Origin of the sequence: Rhizobium sp. 1399, from assembly GCF_031455475.1 — a bacterium.
Lineage (GTDB): Bacteria > Pseudomonadota > Alphaproteobacteria > Rhizobiales > Rhizobiaceae > Rhizobium.
Map to the genome: position 1 here is coordinate 41,660 of NZ_JAVDSU010000021.1, position 21,335 is coordinate 62,994.

A 21,335-nucleotide genomic window follows, 5' to 3' on the forward strand; every position below is an offset into this window, starting at 1 on the left:
ATGGATTATCTCGTCAACCTGTCGACCCTTCCGCAGGACACAAAGTCACCCGACGCCATGGCAAAGGCAGGTGTCACCATCCGCCGGGCACTGCCGCCCGAACTGAAGCTGATTGTCCGCTGGATCGACGAGCATTTCGGCGAAGCCTGGGCAAGCGAGGCAACGGTTGCGATGACGCGCCAACCGCCGACCTGTTTCATCGCCACGCGCGAAGGCAAGCTCGTCGGCTTTTCCTGCCACGAGGCGACCGCACCCGACTTCTTCGGACCGACCGGTGTCGACGAGAGCCTGCGCGGGCTTGGCATCGGCAGGGCGCTGCTCTTTGCGAGCCTCAATGACCTGAAAACCATGGGCTATGGCTACGCGATCATCGGGGATGTCGGCCCGTCCACCTTCTACGAAAAAGCCGTCGGCGCAACTGCGATCCCCGATTCCGCTCCCGGCATCTATGCCGGCATGCTGAAGTCCTGATTTCGACAATACGAATAGAAAGAAACGATCATGTCCACACCGCGACCTCAGGCCCTGCGGCTCGAAACAGTCTGGAATCCGCCGGCCGAGGGCAAGGATTTTTCCTATGTCCTGCAGCTCAAGAACCTCAACGCCGAGCCGCTATCCGGCTTCTCACTCTGCGTCAGCGGCCCCGGGCGGGTCGATCCCGCCGGTCGCGTCGAGGGTGCGACGGTTTCAAAAAGGCTGTCAAATTTCACCGAATTTCATCCTCCGGAAGGCTTCGTTCTCGATAGGGGCGAGACCTGGACGATTTCCGTCCATGCATTGAGCTGGCAGTTCCGTCATTGGACGGATGGTGCAACGAGCGCCTATCTGGCCTTTGCCGACGGCAGCACAGTTTCGCTTGGGCTCGAGCCGACGCGGTCTTCCAACAGCAATGCACCATTGAAGCGTGGCGCGGAGATCTTTCCGGTACCTGCCACTGTGCCCGTTCAGGTTTCAATCATTCCCTGGCCGAACCACGTCGCCGTCGGCTCGCGCCAGCCCTTGCCGGCCGGGTTTTCGCTGCAGGCCGACGATCCGGACGCAAAAGCGGCTGCCGACAGCTTCAAGGCGCTGGTCGACCATCTCTTCGCTGTCGAAGGCATCATCCGCACTGCCGCGGAAGGCGCTTCAAGCGTCAGCTTGAAGAAGACTGCCGGTTTCGGCCCCGAAGCCTATCGGCTGAGCTTCGAAGGCGAGGCGATCACCATCGAGGCGAGCAGTCGCGCCGGCTTTCTCTACGGCCTTGTGACGCTCGGGCAGATCTGGCGCGGTGCGCGCCTGCATCCGAGAACCTTCCAGTTCCCCGCCTCGGGCGAGATTGTGGATGAGCCGTCGATGGGCTGGCGCGGGCTGCATCTCGATGTTGCCCGCCAGTTCTATAGCGAGGCAGAAATCAAGAAGTTGATGGCGGTGCTAGCTTGGAACAAGCTCAACCGTTTCCATTGGCACCTCTCCGATGACGAAGCCTGGCGCGTCGAGATCGATGCCTATCCGGCACTGACCGAAATCGGTGCGTGGCGCGGTCACGGTCTTGCCCTGCCGCCGCTGCTCGGCTCCAGCCCGGCCCGCACCGGCGGCTACTATACCAAGGCTGCCATTCGCGAGATTGTCGCCTACGCACAAGGGTTCGGCATCGAAATCGTGCCGGAGATCGACATACCCGGCCATTGCTACGCCATGCTGCAGGCCATACCGGAACTGCGCGATCCGCAAGAGGCCGGCAGCTACTATTCGGTTCAGGGCTTTCCGGACAATTGCATCAATCCCGCCCGCGAAAAGACCTATGAGGTCATCGAAACGATCTTTTCGGAACTCATAGAGCTTTTCCCCTTCAAGACCATCCACATCGGCGCCGACGAAGTACCGCTCGGCGCATGGTCGGGCTCGCCGGAGGCGCTCTTGGAGCTGCGTTCCCTCGCCGGTGATGAGGTTGCCGATGTGCATGCCAAGCGCCTGAACGTCATCACCAATACGCATGGCGCTGATGATATCCATGGTTCGGGTGCGGCCTTCCTGCAGGCAGAGTTCCTGAAGCGCATTCAGAACTTCCTCGCCTCCAAGGGCTGCATTACCGGCGGCTGGGAAGAAGCGGCGCATGGCGACGTCATCGACAAATCGAAGAGCTATCTTTGCAGCTGGCGCAATGTCGAAGTCGCGGCCGAACTTGCCAATCGTGGCTATGAGATCGTCGTCTGCCCGGGGCAGGTCTATTATCTCGACATGGCGCTGCGGCCCGACTGGGATGAGCCGGGCGCCAGTTGGGCCGGCACGTCGGATGCTGAGAAGATCTACACGTTCGACCCGGTCGGCGGCTGGACGGAAACCCAGAAGCAGAAACTTCGCGGCATTCAGGCCTGCATCTGGTCCGAACCGATGACCGATCGCGCCGTCTTCGATCGGCTGGTCTTTCCGCGCCTGTCCGCGCTTGCCGAAACGGGCTGGACGAAACCGTCGTCCAAGTCGTGGGAGCGTTTCAGGGCGCTCGCTGGGCTGATGCCGCTGCTCTACGGGCTGCAGCAGTCGTAAGCTCGGGTTAGGATTGAGGATCATTTTTGCCATCACCGGAGACGGTGATGGCAATGGATACGGACATTGCTCTCAAGCTGCGAGCTTGAGCGTCGCAGACCCACCGAAGCAAGCCTGCGCCGGCAGTCAGTCCTGTTGATCCTGCGGTGGAGCGGCGAAACCGGGTTCGGCAATGCGAATGGGGCGGGTTCCAACAGGAGCGCCGGTTGCGCGATCGATGGTGACGGGATCGATCTCGGTTCCGGTTTCAGCATCGAAGAAGCGGGTGACTTCGCCGCCGCCGCGGTGCTTGCGGCCCCATGCGCCGATCGCAAACAGAACTGGTAAAAAGTCGCGGCCGGCCTCTGTCAGCACATATTCGTCGCGCGGCGGGCGCTCGGAATAGCGACGTTTTTCCAGCAGCCCTTCCTCCGTCAGCGATGACAGCCGCCCCGTCAGCATCGTCGGGGCAATGCCGAGGCTTTTTCGAAAATCATCAAAGCGGGTCAACCCGGCATGGGCGTCGCGCATGATCAGCATGCTCCACGCATCGCCCACGAGCGCCAGGCTGCGGGCGATAAGGCAGGGCTGATCCGAGAGTTTTTTCATGTCGATATCTTTTTAGTAGTGACTTGCTATCAATTTAATAGTAACAGAATGCGTATCGATGTTCCATGACAAAACAAAGGCAGAGATGAGCAAGAGAGAACGCGGCATTGCCCTGGTCACCGGGGCGTCCTCCGGCATCGGGCTGGTGACGGCGAAAGCGCTGCGGCGCGACGGTTACCGTGTGTTCGGCACCAGCCGAAGGTCGATGCCCGATACCGCCGACGGGATCACGATGCTGATCTGCGATGTCATCGACGATCAATCCGTGCAGGGCGTCGTTGACGAGGTTCTGAGCCGGGCAGGGCGGATCGATCTTCTCGTCAACAATGCCGGGATCGGCCTGCTTGGTGGCGCCGAGGAATCGACGACGGCACAGGCGAAATCCGTATTCGACGTCAACGTCTTCGGCACCATACGGATGACGAATGCGGTACTGCCGGTGATGCGGCGGCAACGCAGCGGCCGGATCGTCAACCTAAGCTCGATCCTCGGGCTGATCCCGGCTCCCTTTAACGCGCTCTACGCGGCGACCAAGCACGCGGTCGAAGGCTACTCGGAATCCCTCGACCACGAGGTGCGCACGCAAGGCATCCGTGTGGTGCTCGTCGAACCGGGCGTCACCCGTACCTCCTTCGAGGAGAACATCACGCGGCCGGACCGGCCGCTTGCCATCTATGATGCGGTACGCGCCGACGCCGAAAAGCTGATGCGCGAAATCATCTCGAAGGGCGATGCACCCGAGGTGGTGGCCGCAACTGTCGTCCGAGCCGCCAATGCGCCATCGCCAAAGAGACGCTACACGGCCGGAAAGGCCGCGGGACAGGTGCGCTTTATCCGCCGCTTTCTGCCCGAGTCCTTCGTCGACAGGAACCTCCGGAAATTCAACAAGCTTCCCGACTGAGCCTGCCTTGTCGCTGTGCCGGCTCACCACAGAAACGAAAGTTCGTCCAATGAAAGCATTGCTGATCGATCGCTACAAGAAAGGCGGCGCCCTCAGGCTCGGCCACAGCCCCGAACCGCAACTGGGTGAAAACGACGTGATGGTCGAGATCCATGCTGCCAGCGTGAACCTGCTGGATGCCAAGATCCGGGACGGGGAATTCAAGCTCATCCTGCCCTATCGGCTTCCGCTGGTGCTCGGCAATGATGTCGCGGGCGTCGTGGTCCGGGTCGGGGCGAATGTCCGGCAGTTCAAGCCGGGCGACGAGGTCTATGCGCGGCCTGGCCAGGATCGCATCGGGACGTTTGCCGAGTATATCGCCATCGATGCGGCCGATGTCGCGCTGAAGCCTGCCAATCTCAACATGGAAGAGGCCGCGTCGATTCCGCTGGTGGCGCTGACCGCATGGCAGGTTCTGGTCGAGCGTGCCAAACTGCAGAAGGGACAGAGAATACTGATCCATGCGGGCTCCGGCGGCGTCGGCACGGTTGCCATCCAGCTTGCCAAACATCTCGGCGCCCATGTTGCGACGACCACTAGCACGGCAAACATCGATCTGGTGAAAAGCCTCGGCGCTGACGTGGTGGTCGATTACAAGAAGGACGACTTCGAAAAGGTGCTGACGGGCTATGACGTCGTGCTGAACAGCCTCGGCAAGAATACGCTGGAAAAATCGCTCGCCGTTCTGAAGCCGGGCGGCAGGCTGATCTCGATATCAGGTCCGCCCGATCCCGATTTCGCCAAGGAGAACGGCTCGGGCTGGCTGCTGCGGCAAGTCATGCGCCTTTTGAGCTTCGGCATCAGGCGGAAAGCAAAACACCGGGGGATCGGCTATTCTTTCCTCTTCATGACCGCAAACGGCGCTCAGCTCGGCAAGATCACCTCGCTGATCGAGGCAGGCGCCATCCGCCCCGTCATCGACCGGGCCTTCGAGTTCGAGAAGACCAACGAGGCGCTGGACTATGTGGAAACGGGCCGCGCGAAAGGCAAGGTCGTAATCGCGGTGAAGTGAGGTCTGGAAGGCCGAAGAGCGCTCGGTTTAGCCGAGCGGCTTTTGCAGGCGTCGAGGCGCGGATTGGTTTCGGAAAAAAGAAGTGCGCAGGCATCCGCGTCGATAGCTATGGGTACCCGGCCGAAAACAGCGGAAGTACCAGCGCCGGCGTTATCCGTCAGAGATCAAGGCTGCCGTCTCGCCACAACGAACAAACACTTGTCAAGCGAAGGGACTTCACTGTCGTTGCCGGTAGGCAGAGGGTGTGACGCCTGTGCCCAGCTTAAATGCCCGTGTCATGTGGCTCTGGCTGCTGAAACCGCAGGCCGAAGCGATCTGCACGATTGGGTCCGTGCCGCACAGCATCGATTTGGCGCGCTCGACACGCCGGTGGGCCACCCAGCCATGCGGGGACACACCATAACTTGCTCGGAACATCCGCTGAAAATGAAAGGCGCTGAGCTGCCCGATCGCCGCCAGATCCTGCAAGCGGATTGCCTCATCGAGATGGGCCTCGATGTACTCCAGACTCCGGCGCCGCACATGAGGAGCGAGCCCACCGCTGATCGTGCAGGGACGCATCCCTCCATAACGCGGATCAACGAAGAAATCGTTGATCGTCTGTGTCATCGCTTCTTCAGCCTGCAGATGACTGCCCGCCACCATCGCTTTCGTCATCTGAAGAAGCGTACGCGCCAAGGCGGGTGCATCTGCGAAGGTCACTTCGGGAAGGGCCATAAGCCGAGCATCGCGGTCAAACGTCTCCGCAAACATCCGGCGCATCTGATCATCGGGAACATACAGATGGACGAATTGGGAGAAGTCGGAGATTTCCCATTCGGACGAGTGCTCCTGTGGCATGATGCACAGGACTCCCGGCCGACCGCGCGCGGTGGGGCTGCCATCCAGGCGACGCGTTCCCGCGCCACCCCTCAGATAAAGACTGAACGTATGACCGTTCGGCCGCTGATAGCTCATCCTGTCGTGTGCATTGCTCCAGATGGCAGCTGATCGCCCGAACCCCAAATCGATAGACTGTGACATCCGCGCAGTGGGAGATGCGGACAAAAACCTGAAAACCGAGGGGTGATTATATTTCACCAATTCTTCCCCACACCTGACCATGCCGTGTGAATAATACCGGCGGACGACCCGCATGGCGAGCCGGAAGTCTAGGCAGATCGATTTCATAGCAAGAATCTGCAAGAGGCCTGCTCGCGGTTCGCCTATCGGTCGGGAAAACGAGGATCACTCCATGGCAAATGCCGCTCTCTTCATCGCGACCGTCCTTATATGGGGGACGACATGGATCGCCATTGCGATGCAGGTCGGCCCCGTGTCGGTCTTGGTCTCGGTCTTTTACAGATTTGCGGTCGCAGCAGTGATCCTTGTCACCATCCTGGCTGTCATGCGGCGGCTCAGGCTCCCTGCCTTGCGCGATCAGCCTTTCATTCTTGCGCAAGCGCTCTGCCTGTTCAGCCTCAATTTCATATGCTTCTACAGCGCAGCCGCCTCGATCCCGTCCGGGCTAATCTCCGTGATCTTCTCGCTCGCAACGATCTACAATGCCGTCAATGCGCGCCTCTTCTTCGGCGACCGCATTACAGGCCGCACGCTTCTCGCAGCCGCGCTCGGAGCAATCGGCCTTCTCCTCCTTTTCGGACAGGACGTTGTCGTCGATTTCGATATGGGTACGTTGAAAGGGATCGGGCTCGCGGCGCTTGGCACGCTGTTCTTCTCGCTGGGCAATATGGCATCGCGTCGAAACAGTGCTGCCGGAATCTCACCGCTTATCGCCAATACCTGGGGCATGACCTATGGCGCGATCATCCTCCTCTTCCTCATTGCCGTGACGAAAACGCCGATCGTGGCGCCGCCCAACATCACCTATCTTGCCGCACTGCTCTATCTCGCGGCGATCGGATCGGTGATCGGCTTCACCACCTATCTCATGCTGGTATCGCGCATCGGCTCCTCACGCGCTGCCTATGCCACCGTCCTGTTCCCAATCGTCGCCCTGTCGCTATCGACTGTTTTCGAGGGTTACCACTGGAGCGGTCTAGGCCTCATCGGCCTGGCGCTGACGCTTCTCGGGAACGTGGTCATCTTTGCGCGACCTCTGGCCCGTCCCCCGCACCAAGCCGATGCGAGGCCGTCTGCCTCCTGAGGGCGCCGATAGGGCGGTCATCGATACTTTCGATGACCGCCGCGTAAACATCTTCTTTTCGAACGGAGCTGTGGCGGTGACCTGACCAATGAGCCTCGGCTCAGCCGAGGGGCTTTTGCAGAACATCGAAGCGCGGATTGGTTTCGGAAAATATCGGCAGGGCGGCGGCGCCGAGAATTGCCGTATCCTTGCCGGTCATGCCGATCATGACGCGAGGAATGGTCCGCTTCTGGCTGGGGTCGATCGGAATGTGCAGCGGCTCCAGCCGCTCGGCGAGCCGCTGCATCAGCGATGTCGATATGCTGCCCCCCAGCACGATGGTCTGCGGATCAAAGGCCAGTTCCAGAAAATCGACGGTCTGCCGCAGCGGCTGGACGGCCTGGTCCAGCCAGGCATCCAGACCGTCGCCGCCTTTGGCGATCAGCGCATCGAGTTCATCTGGCAAAAGCTCTTCAGCATTCGCAATGCCCATGAATTCATATGCGACAGTCGGCGATACGTAGCGATCGAGGCACCCGCGCTTGCCGCAGCTGCAGAGCCGGCCATGCGGCTCAACGATGATGTGGCCAATCTCGCCGGCATTCTGCCGGCTGCCTTTGTAGAGGTGCCCATCGAGAAACATGCCGGCGCCGATGCCGCCGCCGCCGGCAAGAAAAAGATAGACGAAGCTGCTGAAGCCGCGGGCAACACCATGCAGGCGCTCGCCGATGGCAGCCGCCGTTGCGTCATTCTCGACAAGCACCGGCACTTTGACGCGCCGTTCCAGCTCATAACCGACTGGGAAGTCCTGCCAACCGGGCAGGTTCTGCGGGCTGAGCGATGTGACCCCTCCTTCCGCATAGCGGCCGGGTAGGGCCATGCCGACACCGAGCAGCCTGTTGCGATCGAAGGAGAAAGCTTGCTGCAGATCCTCGACAATAGAACCGAGGACAGGCATCGCCTGTTCGGGATCGGGATGTTCGACGTGACGCTCGATGCGCGCACAGACGGCGCCCGAGAGATCGGTCAGCACACCGCTGGCACGCTGGCGGCCAAGTTCGAGGCCGACCGAATAGGCACCGTGCGGGTTGATCGAGTAGGGAATGATCGGCTGACCACGCGCAAGCTTCTGCGCTTTTGCTGGCACGAGCAGGTGAGAACGCTGCAATTCCTCGACGATGTTCGAGACTGTCTGCGCCGTCAGCGCGGTCATACGGGCGATCGCGGCGCGCGACAGCGGACCGTTGGTACGGATAGCCTCAATCACGACACGCCTGTTGTGTGACTTGGCCTGCTCGAGATTGGTGCCTGAAATCGCTTTCATGATGTCTTTATGGAGGTTGAGTATCACCATTGCCACAAGACGACCATGTGGGGAAGGGGAGAAGTGTCCAGTCTTTTCAATGTGATCGCGCCGACAATTGATACCGATTGTTTCGCCGGTTCTTAAAGTATCACTTTAACGGCTGTGTCGCGGAGATCGATGCTGTTGACGGCGTCGGACAGGTGTCGAATTCCCCGGCATGATAGGAGATCGGTCATGAAAGTCGCCTGCCAGCAATCGACGGCGCCAGGATGAAGTTCTATGGCAGGTGGAAAGCCTAACCAATTGGGACGAATCATGAATTTGCGCATCAGCCGCACCGCAGGAAACACGGTACTCCTTGGCGTGCTGCTGATGCTTCTCGGCGATTTCCTGTTTTCGCTCAATGATGCCATGGGCAAATGGCTGGTGGCGAGCTTTGCGGTCGGTCAGGTCCTGGTGATCCGTTCGCTCGGCTCCTTTCTGATCCTTGCACCGATGATTGCCGGGCAAGGACCTCGCTCGCTATTTCAGGTCGAGCGTGTGCCCTTGCAGATCCTGCGGGTGATCCTGACGACGGGGGATGTCGCATTTTTCTATGCCGCGGTCGCCTACCTTCCGCTCGCCGACGTCATGACCTTCTACATGGCCGGCCCCATCTATGTAGCCGCCCTTTCGCACTTCTTCCTCGGTGAAACGATCGGCTGGCGCCGCTGGCTCGCCGTCATCATAGGCTTCATCGGCGTCGTGATAGCGCTGAGACCTTCGACGGCCATGTTATCCTGGCCGTCGATCTTCGGCCTGATCGGCAGCCTTTCCTTCGCGCTGACGCTGATCCTCGGCCGTCGGCTGCGCCAAACTGGTGACGCCACGCTTGTGACATGGCAGACGGTCGGCGCCCTCGTCACGGGTCTAGTTCTAAGCGTGGGTGACTGGCGGGCCATGTCCATCCTCGACTTCGTAGCGATGCTGGCGCTAGGCATCGTCGCGGGCAGCGCCCATATGATGATCACGCGCGCGCTGAAGCTTGCCCCAGCCTCCCTGCTTGCACCGCTGCAATACAGCCTGCTCTTATGGGCAATCGTGCTTGGCTATATTTTCTTCGGCGAGCTGCCGGACAGCCAGATTTTGATCGGCTCCGTCATCATCGTTCTCGCAGGCCTCTTCATCTTCCATCGCAAGAACATCGTGGACGTCACGCCCAAAGCCGACGTTCCACCCGATGGCCATTAGGGGTCACACGGTCTTGTGGTGATTTCACCGCTGGGGAAATCTGCCCGCTCATCGCTCTCACGGATTGAACTCAGCCTGGCATCCACAGCAGTCAGTCGCATCAGATGACGTCGTGAGGAGGGGGTCTCTTCCGCGCCCTCAACAGGCGAAAGGATGATTTGTTCGTCGAATTTTAATTTGTTCAACATACCACGCGCCATTCCTGGCTTGGGAGCATGGCGCTGCTTCATGACAAGTAGGATGGCTTGCCTTACGAAACTGAGCATAAAACGCGGGTTTTGAAAAATCGCCCAAGCGGTCACCATTGACAGATGCAGATTCCCCGCCTTTCTGTACTGCCGGAATGCATATTTTTGAGTGAGCGCGATAGCGCTTCTGGCTGCGTATCTGGGAAGCCGCGGATTGCGGCGATCGAGCGCTTGATTACTTCCAAAAGACCTTGAGCCATTCGCGTGTAATTTGACGACATGTTGCCGGGATATTTTCTGTATCCCACAAGGCGTTCGGGAACGACTTCCATGCAATAACGTGCGGCAAGCCTGAGTTCGAAATCGACGTCTTCGCAGCCTCCAATACCTGCTGCTGCGTATGAGCTATCAAACCCACCGATCTCAGGCGTAACGTCCCGTCGGACGAGCAGCGCGCTTCCGTTACCTATATATTTGAAATTCAGATGCCGGGCATAGATATAACCCCTTGCGATTTTGGATCCGCCGAGCCCAATGATCTCGTCGTCCTGATCGATGATATAACGCAGCACATAGACCGCAGCCCATCGCGGCGATAAGCGATTGAGAGCGTTGACCTGCTTCTCGATTTTCGTCGGGTGCCAGAGATCGTCGGCGTCGAGGAATGCTACAAATCGACCTGATGATGCTTCGATTCCGGTATTCCTTGCGGCAGCGACACCGCGGTTTGGTGTGGACAGGAGGCGGATGCGTGAATCCGTGATGGCTATCTGCTCGACCAGTTGTGCCGTGTCATCCGTGGAGCCGTCATTGACGACAATGATCTCCAGGGCGGTATAGGTCTGGCGTGCAGCGGATCGAAGCGTGCGCTCAATATACGCGGAAGCGTTGAAGGCCGGAATGACCACCGAAACCAAGGGCTGGGTGGAATAAAAAGCGTCTCCTCGATCCATTGATTATTCCTTATGCTGCTGGCGGGACGAGACAGATCTGACGCTTCATCAGGCTAGCAACGGACGATCTATGGCTGACGATAATCAGTGTCCGGCTCTGATACTCCTTGAGCAGAAGGGAGAGCACCCGCGCCTCGGTCGCCTCGTCAAGCGCGTTGGTGGCTTCGTCCAGGAGCAGGATTTCAGGTCGGCCGGCAAGCGCCCGCGCCAGTCCGATGCGCTGCCGCTGGCCACCCGAAAGTCTTATTGCTTCATCGCCCAGCCATTCGTCGTAGCCATAAGGTAATTTCTCTATAAACTCAGTCGCGCAGGCCATATCGGCTGCCCAACGAACATCTTCTTCGGAAATCTCGCGACGGAAGCGGATATTGTCGAGGACCGAGCCCTCCATAAGTTCAACATCCTGGCCCGACACGGCCAACTGCCGCAACCAACTTGATCGTTCGATGGTCGAAAGATCCTTGCCGTCGAGAGTGATGCGACCCTCCGTCGGCTGGATGAGGTCGAGAACCATGTTGAGGATCGTCGTCTTGCCAGAGCCGCTTGGGCCGATCAGCGCGGTCGTCTCGCCGACTTTAATCGAGAAGCTGACATGGCTGACAGCGGGAACGCTACTGGGCTCATAAAAGAAGGAAACATCGTGGAAAGCAATCTCGCCTTGCAGATGTCGCAACTCTTCCCCGTCAGAAGCTTGTCGGGCATCGTCCGCTTCGGAAATTATCTTGAGAACGTTTTGCAAGGAGGCTTCCATGGCATGAAGGCGAAGAATCTGGGAGTCGAACTCCTTGATATGCGGCTGAAGCCTGTAGAGAAGGACGGTGGCCGATAATGCTGCGCGGAAATCCACCGGAAGAAACTGCGAAGACAGAATGATTGTTACAATCACACCGAATGTCAGCGCCTCGCTCAGTAGCGACGTTGCCGCGTCCAAACGGTCGGAGCGGGACATAGCTTGCCCGACATCTTTGGAAAGGGATTCAAAAATCCTCTCGTAGCGTGTTTCCAGGCCGAAGCTTTTAACCGCCTTTAACGTCTGCAGGGTGGTCCATGTTAATTGCGCCAAATCCTCCACTGCCGAAAGAGCGGTCTCGCCGACACGCCGATAAGCATTGGCAAACAGGCCGAGCGTCAGGTTGTGGACAATTCCGAAGACGAGTCCGAGCAGCGCAATCGGCCATGCCATGACCAACATTCCAGCGCCGAAGATAATGATGGTCCCGAGATTGATCCCGACGCGAACCAAGCTCGCATGCGCCGAAGCGACGGAATAGGATTCAGCGGCGATTACATTCATCACGTCGCTACGCTCGTAATCCTGAAAGCGCTGGAACGGGATCGTCAGGATTTTTGAATAAAGACGGTGCCGGATGCGATTGCTGATCTGATGGCTGACGGTCCCCGCGATAATGGAGTTGGCAAAGCCCAGCACGATCCTGAGGACAATGGCACAGACGAGGATGGTGACCAACATCGGCTTCGAGATCGCGGAATCGAACTTACCAAAAAATGCGGGAAGCCAACTGACTGCCACTTCGGAAGCAGGACTCTGCTGGCCAAGAAGGAAAACGAGGCTGACAAGAAGGGTGATTCCGACCATTTCCATTAGGCCGCTCAGGATGCCGATCACGATCATCACCGCGGTCTTCATCCGAAGCGCTGGAACGAGTTGTAGAAGCTCTCGGAAACGGGCCGCGACGACCTGGTCGAAGGCGCCTGTCGGCCTGCCGGAAACGGATCTTCGCATAGTCGTCACGCATCACCCGCCCGCGGCGTGGTGAACCCACCAGCTCGTCCGGCAGCAACTCCTTCAACATGATCATGGAACGATGTACCATTTTCAGGAAATGCGATCTTCATAGTCCCGTCTGTTATCGGCCGGGCAGACGGTGTTGGACGCCTTGGCAATCGATTTGCTAATCGCCGCGCTCGACGTTTAGCCGCGCGCCAGAGGAGGCGAGCAGCATGGACAGCGAGTTTTAGAGGGAACCGTCTGGCAATCATCGGCGCCAGTTTTCTGACCTGGTCTTGGTCTCCGCTAGCAATTGTCCTGTTGAAATACCATCGCGCCGTGTTGAATTCCGCAGCGCTGGCGGTGGCGGCAAGGTGTGGGTAGCGTGTCTTGACCTCTGCCATCACCAGGGCATGAGATTTCAACATGCAATACGCATTGCTCGACATGTTCCCCTGACTGAACCGGTATCCGGTCAGAAAATCAGGAACCACAGCGAAGGGCAGCTTCTCGGCGAGTGCGAGATAAAGCTTCAGATCTTCGCATCCCTCCGCCTTTTGATCACGCAGTGCCGGATCATAGCCACCGCATGCCAGGACATCCGCACGAGGCATGAGCGGCGTACTGCCGTTGCCGATAAAGTTTTCCAAAACCATGATTTCGAACACGTCGCCTTTGTACAGCACGGGTTTCGAATGGCTGAATATCACATCATCAGCGTCGATTGCCGCATACCAGTTGTAGGCGACCGCTCGTCCTTCCGGAAAATTTCCCAATGCTTGGACCTGCAGTTCGATCTTGCGGGGGTGCCAGAGATCGTCAGCGTCGATCGGAGCAATATAGCTTCCGGTCGCCTTTCGGATCCCGTGGTTGCGGGCACGCGCAACGCCTCCATTTTCCTGACGCAGAACCCTGACACGCGGATCCCTGAAGCGATATTCACTTGCCAGCTCGCAGGTCTTGTCACGTGAGCCATCATCCACTACGAGGATTTCTAGGCGTTCATAGGTCTGGTTCGATACACTCTCAAGCGTGTCAATAAGCGTTTTCTCGGCATTATAAGCCGGAATGACGACCGTGACCAAAGGGAGGAAGGACGCGCTCATCGCTTGCTATCCAATGAACGCATCGGGTTGGCCCATCAGTTCGGCAAAGGCCGTAAGCGGAAGGTCGCCGCGAACTTCAAGGCGCGGCAGGAAAAGTGCAGGGTCGGCGGAGCTCACCCTTGAAGCCTTTGTCGAAAAGCCGATCTCGTAACCGGTGTGAGCAAGGATGCTGGGGACGCGGAAATCGGTGCAGCCGAAGGGTAGGGCGATGGACGTGACAGCCTCTTTCAGCTGGTTTTCGAGCGTATTACGCGATACAGCGGCTTCGCCCAGCAATGTAGCGTTGTCGAGCGAGCTTGCGGGCCTGTGCGACGCCAGATGAGATCCGAAGCAAATTCCTTCCCGGTGCAGGATTCGGATATCGGCCCAGGACATCAGCGGGGCTGGTTCGCCGTAGGCGGCATCCCAATCCGACCGGCCGCCGACCTTGTCTGTCACCACGAAAACGTCCGCGCCGAACCCATTCTCAGCCAGAATAGGGAAGGCGTCGGTGAGAAAATCCAGATAGGCGTCGTCAAAGGTCAGGACGACGGGACGTCCCTGGATGGGTTTTCCATCGCGCAACAGTGCTGCCAGGCCCTGAGCCGTCAGAGTATAATAGCCTTCCCGCCGGAGAAACTGCATCTGCTTGCGGAAGACCTCCGGCGCGACTCGAAATCGACGGAGTGCGTCCGGCCCGTCGAGCGCAATTCTATGATACATGAGTACAGGAACCGAAGTCGTGACCTCGTTCGTCCATGCCGCCCCGCGATCGACGCCGGCCGGCCCCCAGATGATGTGCTTGGCCACATCGGCATCGAGAGGGACGCCATGGGTTTCGATCCGCAGGGTCGGTATTGCGATCTTGCGCTTTGCGAACCGATGGACCGCGTAGAGTTCGGTCTCGATCGTTTCTTCTAGCACCAGATCAGGCAGGTTCGACAGAACCTTCCTGATCGTGCCCACGCCAAACGGGTTATTCCAGTCGAAACCGGTTCGGTCGGGTTCGTCGCGACGGATATGCGCATGCGCGGTGACAAGGCCGCCGCCCGGTTTCAGGGCCGCCGCAATCTTCCGGCAGACCTGTTCCAGGATCCTCTCATCGTCCATGTAGTACAGGACTTCCGAGCAGACGATCAAATCCTGCTCGGGCGGAAGTTCGCTCTCAACGAAATCCAGAACGCGAAACTCCACGTTCTGGCAGTCCCGACATCTCTCGGATGCCCTTTCAATGGCGCGACGGGAAATATCCGTTGCCGTCAGCAAACCGACCTTGTGTGCAAGCTTTGCTGTGAATATCCCTTCCGCGCAGGCGAGCTCGAGCGCTCTACCAACCCCCTCGGGAACAAGGCTCAGTGTCTGCTCATATTTAACCTGCTCGTAGACAGAGAGATAGTTCCACGGGTCCGGGCGTTCAAAAACGCGTTCCCAATATTCCTCTTTCGTTGCGACTTCCGGCAGAACCGGCAGCGTGTCTGCCGTTTCGGGAGGCGCGTCGCGCGTCTTGGCAACTGGCCCGGCGAATTTCCGCTTATAGAATGAATGCACCTCCAAGAAGCGCGCGTCATTGTCGCCAGACACCTTCGCCGCAGAGTTGATGAGCACGTTCCGGCGTATCGCGTAGGAGAGCTGATTGAGCTGCCGCCGGCGCCCCCGCCGCTGCCAGACGATTTTGCCCAAAGCCCTGGCGTTGCGAACGGCTTCGACTGCCCAGGAGCTGGCATAAGAAAAGGTCGAAGGCGCGAGCACGTGATCTCCGGCCCCCAGCTCATCGATGATGAGCCTAAGTTGAGCGCGAACAGAGAGGTCTCCCCACAGGGGGCCGACATAGGTCCCGACATGTCGCCCTGCGGAAAAGACCCGCAGCAACAGCGTATCGGCCTCGTCCACCTTGGCTACAGGCATCAGCTTGTCCGTATCGACGACAGCCACTTGCAGATGCTCAAGTACGAAGGAGCGCGACATATCCGCCGCCGAGACCGACCAGACAACGAGTTCTTTCAGCCGCCGCCCGGTCCCGGCCAGCGAGTGCTGCTCAATCAGTCGGACAATGTCGAAAAATGCTGGTTTCCAGCGCTCCTGCACATCAAGAAGATCGGCGGCATGCGCAACTGCCAGCCCTGTTTGCAATCCATGCAATATCACCGCGGCTAGTAAGCTTTCATAACCCGCGGCGTTGGGAAATTCCGGAAGAAGCTCTGCTAGCGCGGCTAAATCGGCTCCCACACATAGGTTTGCTGAAGCGGCCCAGGCGAGCATTCGCAATTGCGCGATAGCCGGCGCCATCCACAGTGCATGCTCATCGTTCGCCGACCGATTCCCGTTCATGCGCAGGACCTGCGCTCTGCTGGTAACCCGGATCGTATCCCGTACCATTTTATAGGGATCGCGCGAGAGCGAACCGGCCTTCATACGATAGAAGGCAAGGCATTGGTCGACTTGCCTGAATTCAGCTCCTGCAAACGCGATGCGAAGCCAGAGATCCCAGTCCTCGCAGGTCTGCAGCTCGGCATCCATACCGCCAAGCCGGACGAAAAGGTCTTTGGGAAAAACTACTGCATGAATGGCCAGGGCGCAAAATAACGAGAATTCCCGCTTTGCCCGATTGCCCGCCAGATTGGGGGGCGTTTCGATCTCCAGCATCCGACCATCCGGCGTGACACGGCGATAGCTGCAGAAGGCGATCACCGGCTGAGGGCCTTTGGCGGCAACAGGCAACATGCTTTCGATGAAAGCCGGATCCAGCCAGTCGTCCGCATCGAGCATGCAAAGTAGGGGAGCGGTGGCAAACCCGGCAGCTGCGTTGCGCGCGGCGGCCGCGCCGCTATTCGCCTGCCGATGGATCAGTATCCGGCTGTCCACTTTCGCAAAGCTTTCGAGGAGGTCCCAGGTCTTGTCTTTCGATCCGTCATCGACGACCACGGCCTGCCAGTTCGACACCGACTGTTTTTGTAGACTGCCCAGGCAGTCGGCCAGAGTTTCCGCCGCGTTATAGGCGGGGATGAGGAACGATATGTCCGGCTTCGATACGGCTACCATGCTGGCGTGTTCCAGCGGCGAAGGACATACCACGCGCCGTTCAGGCACCCCAGTATTTCGTCCTTGAGAAAGATGTTGTCCGAGGTCGCTTCCTTGCGCAGCCATTTCCCCAACTTTTGAAGATAGTGTCGGGGCAACGAGACCAGGATGCGCCGCAGATTACCCAGGTTTCCGGTGTTCTGATACTGGACCAGCAAGGCCGCCACGTGACCGCTCATATATTGACGGATCTGTTTGGCAAGCCCTTTCATGTCCTTGCGATGAAAATGCCAGGAGACCGCCGTCGGCTCGTACCGACAGGTGACGCCGTTATGAAGAAGCCGATTCCAGAATTCGGAATCGCCCGAACACCCCGCCGCGCCCATGTCCAGTCGCACGTCGAACAATCCGATATCGTCGAATACCTGTCGCCGGAATGCCTGGCTTGCGCCAGCGCCGATCAGCCCGACGGGTACCGCGTATGGCGCTCCTTGGCGATAGAAGTCCGGACCGAAGTCCTGGCGCCTATAACCTCTGCCAAATCCCCAATGGATCTCGAATATCAGTTGCGCGGGCGTGGAAAGCTCTCCGGGAAGGATAAGTCCGGTGACGCACCCAATCTCGGGCCGGTCGAATGCCTTCATCAGGTTTTCCAGCCAACGTTCATGCAGGATGACGTCATCATCGGCAAACGCCACGAACTCGGTCTTTGCCGCGCGCACTGCCGCATTGCGGGCGTAGTCCAGCCCGACCCTATTCTCGCGTACGTAGGTCGCGCCGGCGGCCTCCACGACGCGGCGCGTACCATCACCGGCTGAGGCGTTGTCGACGACGATTACCTCAACTGGAGGCAGGGACTGCTTGGGGATTGACGCGAGACATCTAGCCAGTTCGTCCGGCCGATCCTTGGTGCAGATCAGAAGGCTGACGTCGCGGTTCCTGATCGGCGCCTGCATCACATTCCGAGCGTGTTCGATGGTCTCCGGCAACACGGCGCGCGCAGCCAGATCGTTCGGGATTTCTGACCCCTCGATATAGGCCTGACCGACGGGAAGGCCTGCGGAGACGAAGACGACAAGCCCGGCGCTGATCGCCGGGGCATTCGGACCAACGTCATCCGACGAAAGATCCAGGTATCGGATGGGCACAGGAAAGACATTGTCTTTCATGTCACTCGGTATGGCGTCACTCATTAGTATACTCTGCGCCAGATGCCGGGGAACTGTTCAGCGTCCTGCCTTGGCCAGCCGGTGGGAGCCCGCCTGAGCTGCCTCCGTCGCGGTAATTTTCATCTCCTGCCTGAACCACTCCAGAGTCTTTGCAACGCCTTCTTCATAGCTGATCGCGCACGACCATTCGGGCATCACGTATTTCGCATTCGTCAGATCTGGCCGTCTGTTTGTCGGGTCATGCGGCGGCGAGGGCTCGAAGACGATCGGAATGCCGCCCATCAGGCGCGAGACATACTGCGCCACTTCCAGGACTGAGATCTCCCGATCGTTCCCGACGTTAAGCGGACCCCTGTAATCCGTTTCGTTCATCCAGAAGTAACGTGCAAAGCCATCAATGATGTCATCGACATAACCCCAACTTCGGGACTGCAGGCCATCCCCGAACACCGTAATGGGGCGGCCGGTCAGGGCCTGGGCGACGAAGTTAGAGACGGCTCGGCCGTCGTCCGGCCGCGTCCTCGGTCCATATACGTTGAAGGGCCGAACGATCTTAAGGTCCAGACCCTGCGTGCGCTGCATTTCGAACAGTAAGGACTCGGTGCAGCGTTTGCTTTCGTCATAGGATGAGCGTGGCCCAGTGCAATCGACCTGGCCCTTATAAGACTCCGGCTGCGGCGAGACCAGTGGATCGCCATAGACTTCTGAGGAAGAGGTGAAACAGAAGCGGCCTCCTCTTTTCAGAAGGTCCAGAAGACGGAAGGCTCCAATGAGATTTGCCGAAATGGTTCTCTTGGGTTCCTTCATGTACCACGGCGGCGAGGCCGGAGAAGCAAGGTGATATACTTCGTCAAACTTATCCGAAGTCCGAAGCTCTTCCACGTTGGATTGCACAAAATGGAAGCGGGGATCCTGGATATGGGAAATATTTGCCTCACGGCCAGTCCAAAGATTGTCGACAACAACCAGCTTTTCGATGTCGGTGCGATTTAAAAGCCTATCGCACAAATGTGATCCGAGAAAACCAGCTCCGCCTGCTACAAGCACCTTCTTCATTACTTCTCCAGCAGATGACATGTTTCGCTTTTCTGGAATTTAAAGTTCAGAACTTCGATTGTTCAGTTCGGCGAGTGGCGGTTACTTTGGATTTCTGCAACGCCTCTATATACAAATCGATGCGCCAAGAATGATCTCCATCCAATGCACCGTTCTAGAGAAAGAATACTGACGTCCGCCTTCGGCGCACCTCAATGTCCTCGATAAAAAGCAACGCAATCGTGTTCTAGCTTTTTTGCGCGCTGGCCAACACGGACTTAAGTCCGATATAGCCGACCTTCCTCTGAGTGGACGCCGAAACGCTTAAAGAACGAGACGGATGCGCGATCTGCGGCCCAAGCCAAGGGCATAGCTGGAAGGTATGTTGGACGCAGATGGGTCGCGACTCATGCCAGCCGAAGGCGGCGCAGAAGAGATATTCTGCGTTGTCGCCAGTTCTGAGCTAGGTCCTTGAAAGGCAGGCCAGTCGACATCACTTGAGGTGCTATCGGATCGTTGCACCGATAGCACCATTCCCAGGGGCTTTATAGGAACTGTGGTCGCCGATGACATGATGTCGTCAGTTCGCTCGATGGCGCCGGACCGGCGGAAACGGAGTTCCCTATCATTTAAGTTCAAGGCAAACTGAAGCGGAAAGTGCTGATTCCGTCTGTGCGTGCCTCTATGCAACTCACATCTCCCATTCAACGAGGTGACTATTGACGCAGTTCTTCGAAACCACTCAAGGGATCATGGCAATGGGCGCGTTCATCGGCGCTGGCGGTTTGGCTGCTGGTTCCTTGCTTACCATCGTCATTGGCTTTGCGAAGTCTGGGATCAACCGGCCCCAGAAAACCGAAGCTAGAAACCTTGCGATGATGACGGTGCTGGCCTTGGATGACTTTGTCGGAGCCAGCTATGCGGCCATTCACGACATGCCCGAATTCAATCCCATGGATGAAGGCGAATTCGCGTTTCACGTTCCAGATCCAACCCTTGCGCTTCCACAGGGCGCAAATTGGGACCTTCTTGACCACGAGCTTTCAGAAGAAATTTTGTGGTTGTCGAACCGGGTAAAGACCCTTTCCTATGCGTTGGACAGTCTCGACCTTTCCAAGCCCGGATACGATGGCTTCTTCGAGCGGCGCCAGGAAGGTTATGCTGGTCTGGCGGCTGAAGCGATGGACATCATTGAGCGTATGCTCGAAGAGTTTGACCTCACCCTGCCTGCCAAGCCCGACTTTTATCGCCAGCGTGAAGGTCTCGTTTCAGCTATCCAAAAGGCTGGAGAAAACAACTCGCGGCGCCGAAAGGCAGGCCCTGTCGCGCCGTCGAATGGTTCAAATGTGCTGCAGCTCTTCCCCAAGGCGAATGAGGACGCCGAGTAAGCATTCAAGATGCCATCACTGATCCGGGCTACTTTCGGCCGGATGATCCGTCGCTGCATAGCTGTATTGCACAAAAAATGTTTTCCAACTGGTCAAAAAAAGAGCATAACGATTGCAGCTGATGCAACACGACGGCTTTCCTCCCAGTTCCGTCGTTTCAGCTGTTCCCCTCTGGAGGTTTATAACCTTCACAATTAATGGGCCACGGTTCTCCGTCGGCCCTCTTTTTTTGCCAGCGAAGATCGTGTGTCGACGCTGGATAAGTCCCGAAGTCTTCGGCCTTGGATGTCCGATCGCTTCCGAGGGCATCGTGCTAGGTTGACGAAAGCAGTTTTCACCATAATAGGGTCAGGCCGAACAACGCCAGAGAACATGAACCGGAGTACAATGTTGACCGAACCGACCGTAGCAGATGCAATAGACCGCGTTTATGTTTCGATTCAGTCTGACAATGCTGACATCGACGCACATATCGCATCCCTCAAGGCAGCGTTGGTCCGGGAGGGTTTGAAAGAGGCCGTATTCGACCCGGCAAGGCTCGTGCAGAACAATCGTTCCGGTAGGAAGCTCATGCAGGCCTACTTTCGGCAGCGTGGCGTGACGGTAAAATTCTCAGCTTAGTAAAGCCTCCCAGTGACGCCGGAGGTAGAGGGCACCTTTTGCAATGTTCGATGAGGGTGTCTCGGGGATCGCGACAGGCTGACGCTGAACTCCGTGAACAGAACGTCGACGCGACCAGGGCGAGGGGACGAAGAACATCATCCCTTTCACCAAATCGATCGCCAGGGTATTCCCCGGCCGCGACGGCTCCATAGAAAACTTATAGGGCGCTCAACCCGTTTTCCGGGGAGCGCCCTTTTTGTTGCTCAAAGCGCAAAAACCGACAGACTCGGCAGGCGATTTGACGTGCGGCGGAGATATCGGAGGGACGGCTTTGCGTAAAGAGCTTTTGATGATGTCCCAGGGAGTGGTGTAGCTCGTTCGATCGTCGAGCTTTCCGGGCAGGGCCGGGAACGGGTCAACCTGCAGCGGGCAAGTTGATCAGC

16 protein-coding genes and 1 pseudogene are annotated in these 21,335 nt (G+C 58.2%); 8 read left to right on the plus strand and 9 right to left on the minus strand.

The window, feature by feature from the left end; genetic code table 11:
* Both J2X71_RS36360 and J2X71_RS36365 read left to right on the plus strand, forming a co-directional pair.
* Entirely contained in the window at positions 1–471 is a 471-nt protein-coding gene (locus J2X71_RS36360; protein ID WP_310390215.1) for a GNAT family N-acetyltransferase, read from the plus strand.
* A gap of 30 nt (positions 472–501) precedes the next feature.
* Entirely contained in the window at positions 502–2,523 is a 2,022-nt protein-coding gene (locus J2X71_RS36365) for a beta-N-acetylhexosaminidase (RefSeq protein ID WP_310390216.1), read from the plus strand.
* 126 nt (positions 2,524–2,649) lie between these two features.
* On the opposite strand, the gene J2X71_RS36370 is transcribed toward J2X71_RS36365, so the two are convergent.
* Positions 2,650–3,111, minus strand: coding sequence for a helix-turn-helix domain-containing protein (locus J2X71_RS36370; RefSeq protein WP_310390219.1), 462 nt, complete (start codon positions 3,109–3,111; stop codon positions 2,650–2,652).
* A gap of 85 nt (positions 3,112–3,196) precedes the next feature.
* Between J2X71_RS36370 and J2X71_RS36375 the strand changes: the two genes are divergently transcribed.
* Together J2X71_RS36375 and J2X71_RS36380 are read left to right on the plus strand one after the other, a co-directional pair.
* Positions 3,197–4,012 carry an oxidoreductase gene (locus J2X71_RS36375; protein WP_310390222.1) on the plus strand — a complete coding sequence of 272 codons (816 nt, stop codon included), beginning with the start codon at positions 3,197–3,199 and terminating at the stop codon, positions 4,010–4,012.
* Positions 4,013–4,061: 49 nt separating this feature from the next.
* Positions 4,062–5,063 (plus strand): NADP-dependent oxidoreductase, encoded by a 1,002-nt coding sequence (locus tag J2X71_RS36380; protein ID WP_310390224.1) that lies wholly within the window; start codon positions 4,062–4,064, stop codon positions 5,061–5,063.
* A gap of 216 nt (positions 5,064–5,279) precedes the next feature.
* Here the strand turns inward: J2X71_RS36380 and J2X71_RS36385 are convergent, their stop codons facing one another.
* Positions 5,280–6,020 (minus strand): AraC family transcriptional regulator, encoded by a 741-nt coding sequence (locus tag J2X71_RS36385; RefSeq protein ID WP_310390255.1) that lies wholly within the window; start codon positions 6,018–6,020, stop codon positions 5,280–5,282.
* A 277-nt stretch (positions 6,021–6,297) separates the two neighbouring features.
* On the opposite strand from J2X71_RS36385, the gene J2X71_RS36390 reads away from it, so the two are divergent.
* Positions 6,298–7,209, plus strand: a complete 912-nt coding sequence (locus tag J2X71_RS36390) for a DMT family transporter (protein ID WP_310390226.1) — start codon at positions 6,298–6,300, stop codon at positions 7,207–7,209.
* A 100-nt stretch (positions 7,210–7,309) separates the two neighbouring features.
* Here the strand turns inward: J2X71_RS36390 and J2X71_RS36395 are convergent, their stop codons facing one another.
* The gene (locus J2X71_RS36395) at positions 7,310–8,512 is read right to left on the minus strand and encodes an ROK family transcriptional regulator (RefSeq protein ID WP_310390228.1); all 1,203 of its coding nucleotides are present in this window, start codon (positions 8,510–8,512) and stop codon (positions 7,310–7,312) included.
* Between the two features lie 297 nt (positions 8,513–8,809).
* Between J2X71_RS36395 and J2X71_RS36400 the strand changes: the two genes are divergently transcribed.
* Positions 8,810–9,724 (plus strand): DMT family transporter, encoded by a 915-nt coding sequence (locus J2X71_RS36400; protein ID WP_310390230.1) that lies wholly within the window; start codon positions 8,810–8,812, stop codon positions 9,722–9,724.
* On the opposite strand, the pseudogene J2X71_RS36405 reads toward J2X71_RS36400, so the two are convergent.
* From J2X71_RS36405 to J2X71_RS36430, 6 genes and pseudogenes are all read right to left on the minus strand, one after another.
* Positions 9,721–10,865, minus strand: a pseudogene (locus J2X71_RS36405) (glycosyltransferase family 2 protein). The gene J2X71_RS36400 and the pseudogene J2X71_RS36405 overlap by 4 nt on opposite strands.
* A 10-nt stretch (positions 10,866–10,875) precedes the next feature.
* On the minus strand, positions 10,876–12,618 hold the full coding sequence (locus J2X71_RS36410; RefSeq protein ID WP_310390232.1) for an ABC transporter ATP-binding protein: 1,743 nt from the start codon (positions 12,616–12,618) through the stop codon (positions 10,876–10,878).
* Positions 12,615–13,700 (minus strand): glycosyltransferase family 2 protein, encoded by a 1,086-nt coding sequence (locus J2X71_RS36415; protein ID WP_310390234.1) that lies wholly within the window; start codon positions 13,698–13,700, stop codon positions 12,615–12,617. Before J2X71_RS36415 ends, J2X71_RS36410 begins: the two co-directional genes overlap by 4 nt.
* Before the next feature lie 6 nt (positions 13,701–13,706).
* Positions 13,707–16,718, minus strand: coding sequence for a trifunctional glycosyltransferase/class I SAM-dependent methyltransferase/polysaccharide deacetylase (locus J2X71_RS36420; protein ID WP_310390235.1), 3,012 nt, complete (start codon positions 16,716–16,718; stop codon positions 13,707–13,709).
* Positions 16,712–17,890 (minus strand): glycosyltransferase, encoded by a 1,179-nt coding sequence (locus J2X71_RS36425; protein ID WP_310390237.1) that lies wholly within the window; start codon positions 17,888–17,890, stop codon positions 16,712–16,714. The genes J2X71_RS36420 and J2X71_RS36425 overlap by 7 nt, the downstream gene beginning before the upstream one ends.
* A gap of 33 nt (positions 17,891–17,923) precedes the next feature.
* Positions 17,924–18,922 carry an NAD-dependent epimerase/dehydratase family protein gene (locus J2X71_RS36430; protein ID WP_310390239.1) on the minus strand — a complete coding sequence of 333 codons (999 nt, stop codon included), beginning with the start codon at positions 18,920–18,922 and terminating at the stop codon, positions 17,924–17,926.
* A 698-nt stretch (positions 18,923–19,620) separates the two neighbouring features.
* Here J2X71_RS36430 and J2X71_RS36435 point away from each other — a divergent pair.
* The gene (locus tag J2X71_RS36435; RefSeq protein ID WP_310390241.1) at positions 19,621–20,289 is read left to right on the plus strand and encodes a hypothetical protein; all 669 of its coding nucleotides are present in this window, start codon (positions 19,621–19,623) and stop codon (positions 20,287–20,289) included.
* Between the two features lie 387 nt (positions 20,290–20,676).
* On the plus strand, positions 20,677–20,910 hold the full coding sequence (locus J2X71_RS36440) for a hypothetical protein (protein ID WP_310390243.1): 234 nt from the start codon (positions 20,677–20,679) through the stop codon (positions 20,908–20,910).
* The last annotated feature ends 425 nt before the right edge of the window (positions 20,911–21,335 follow it).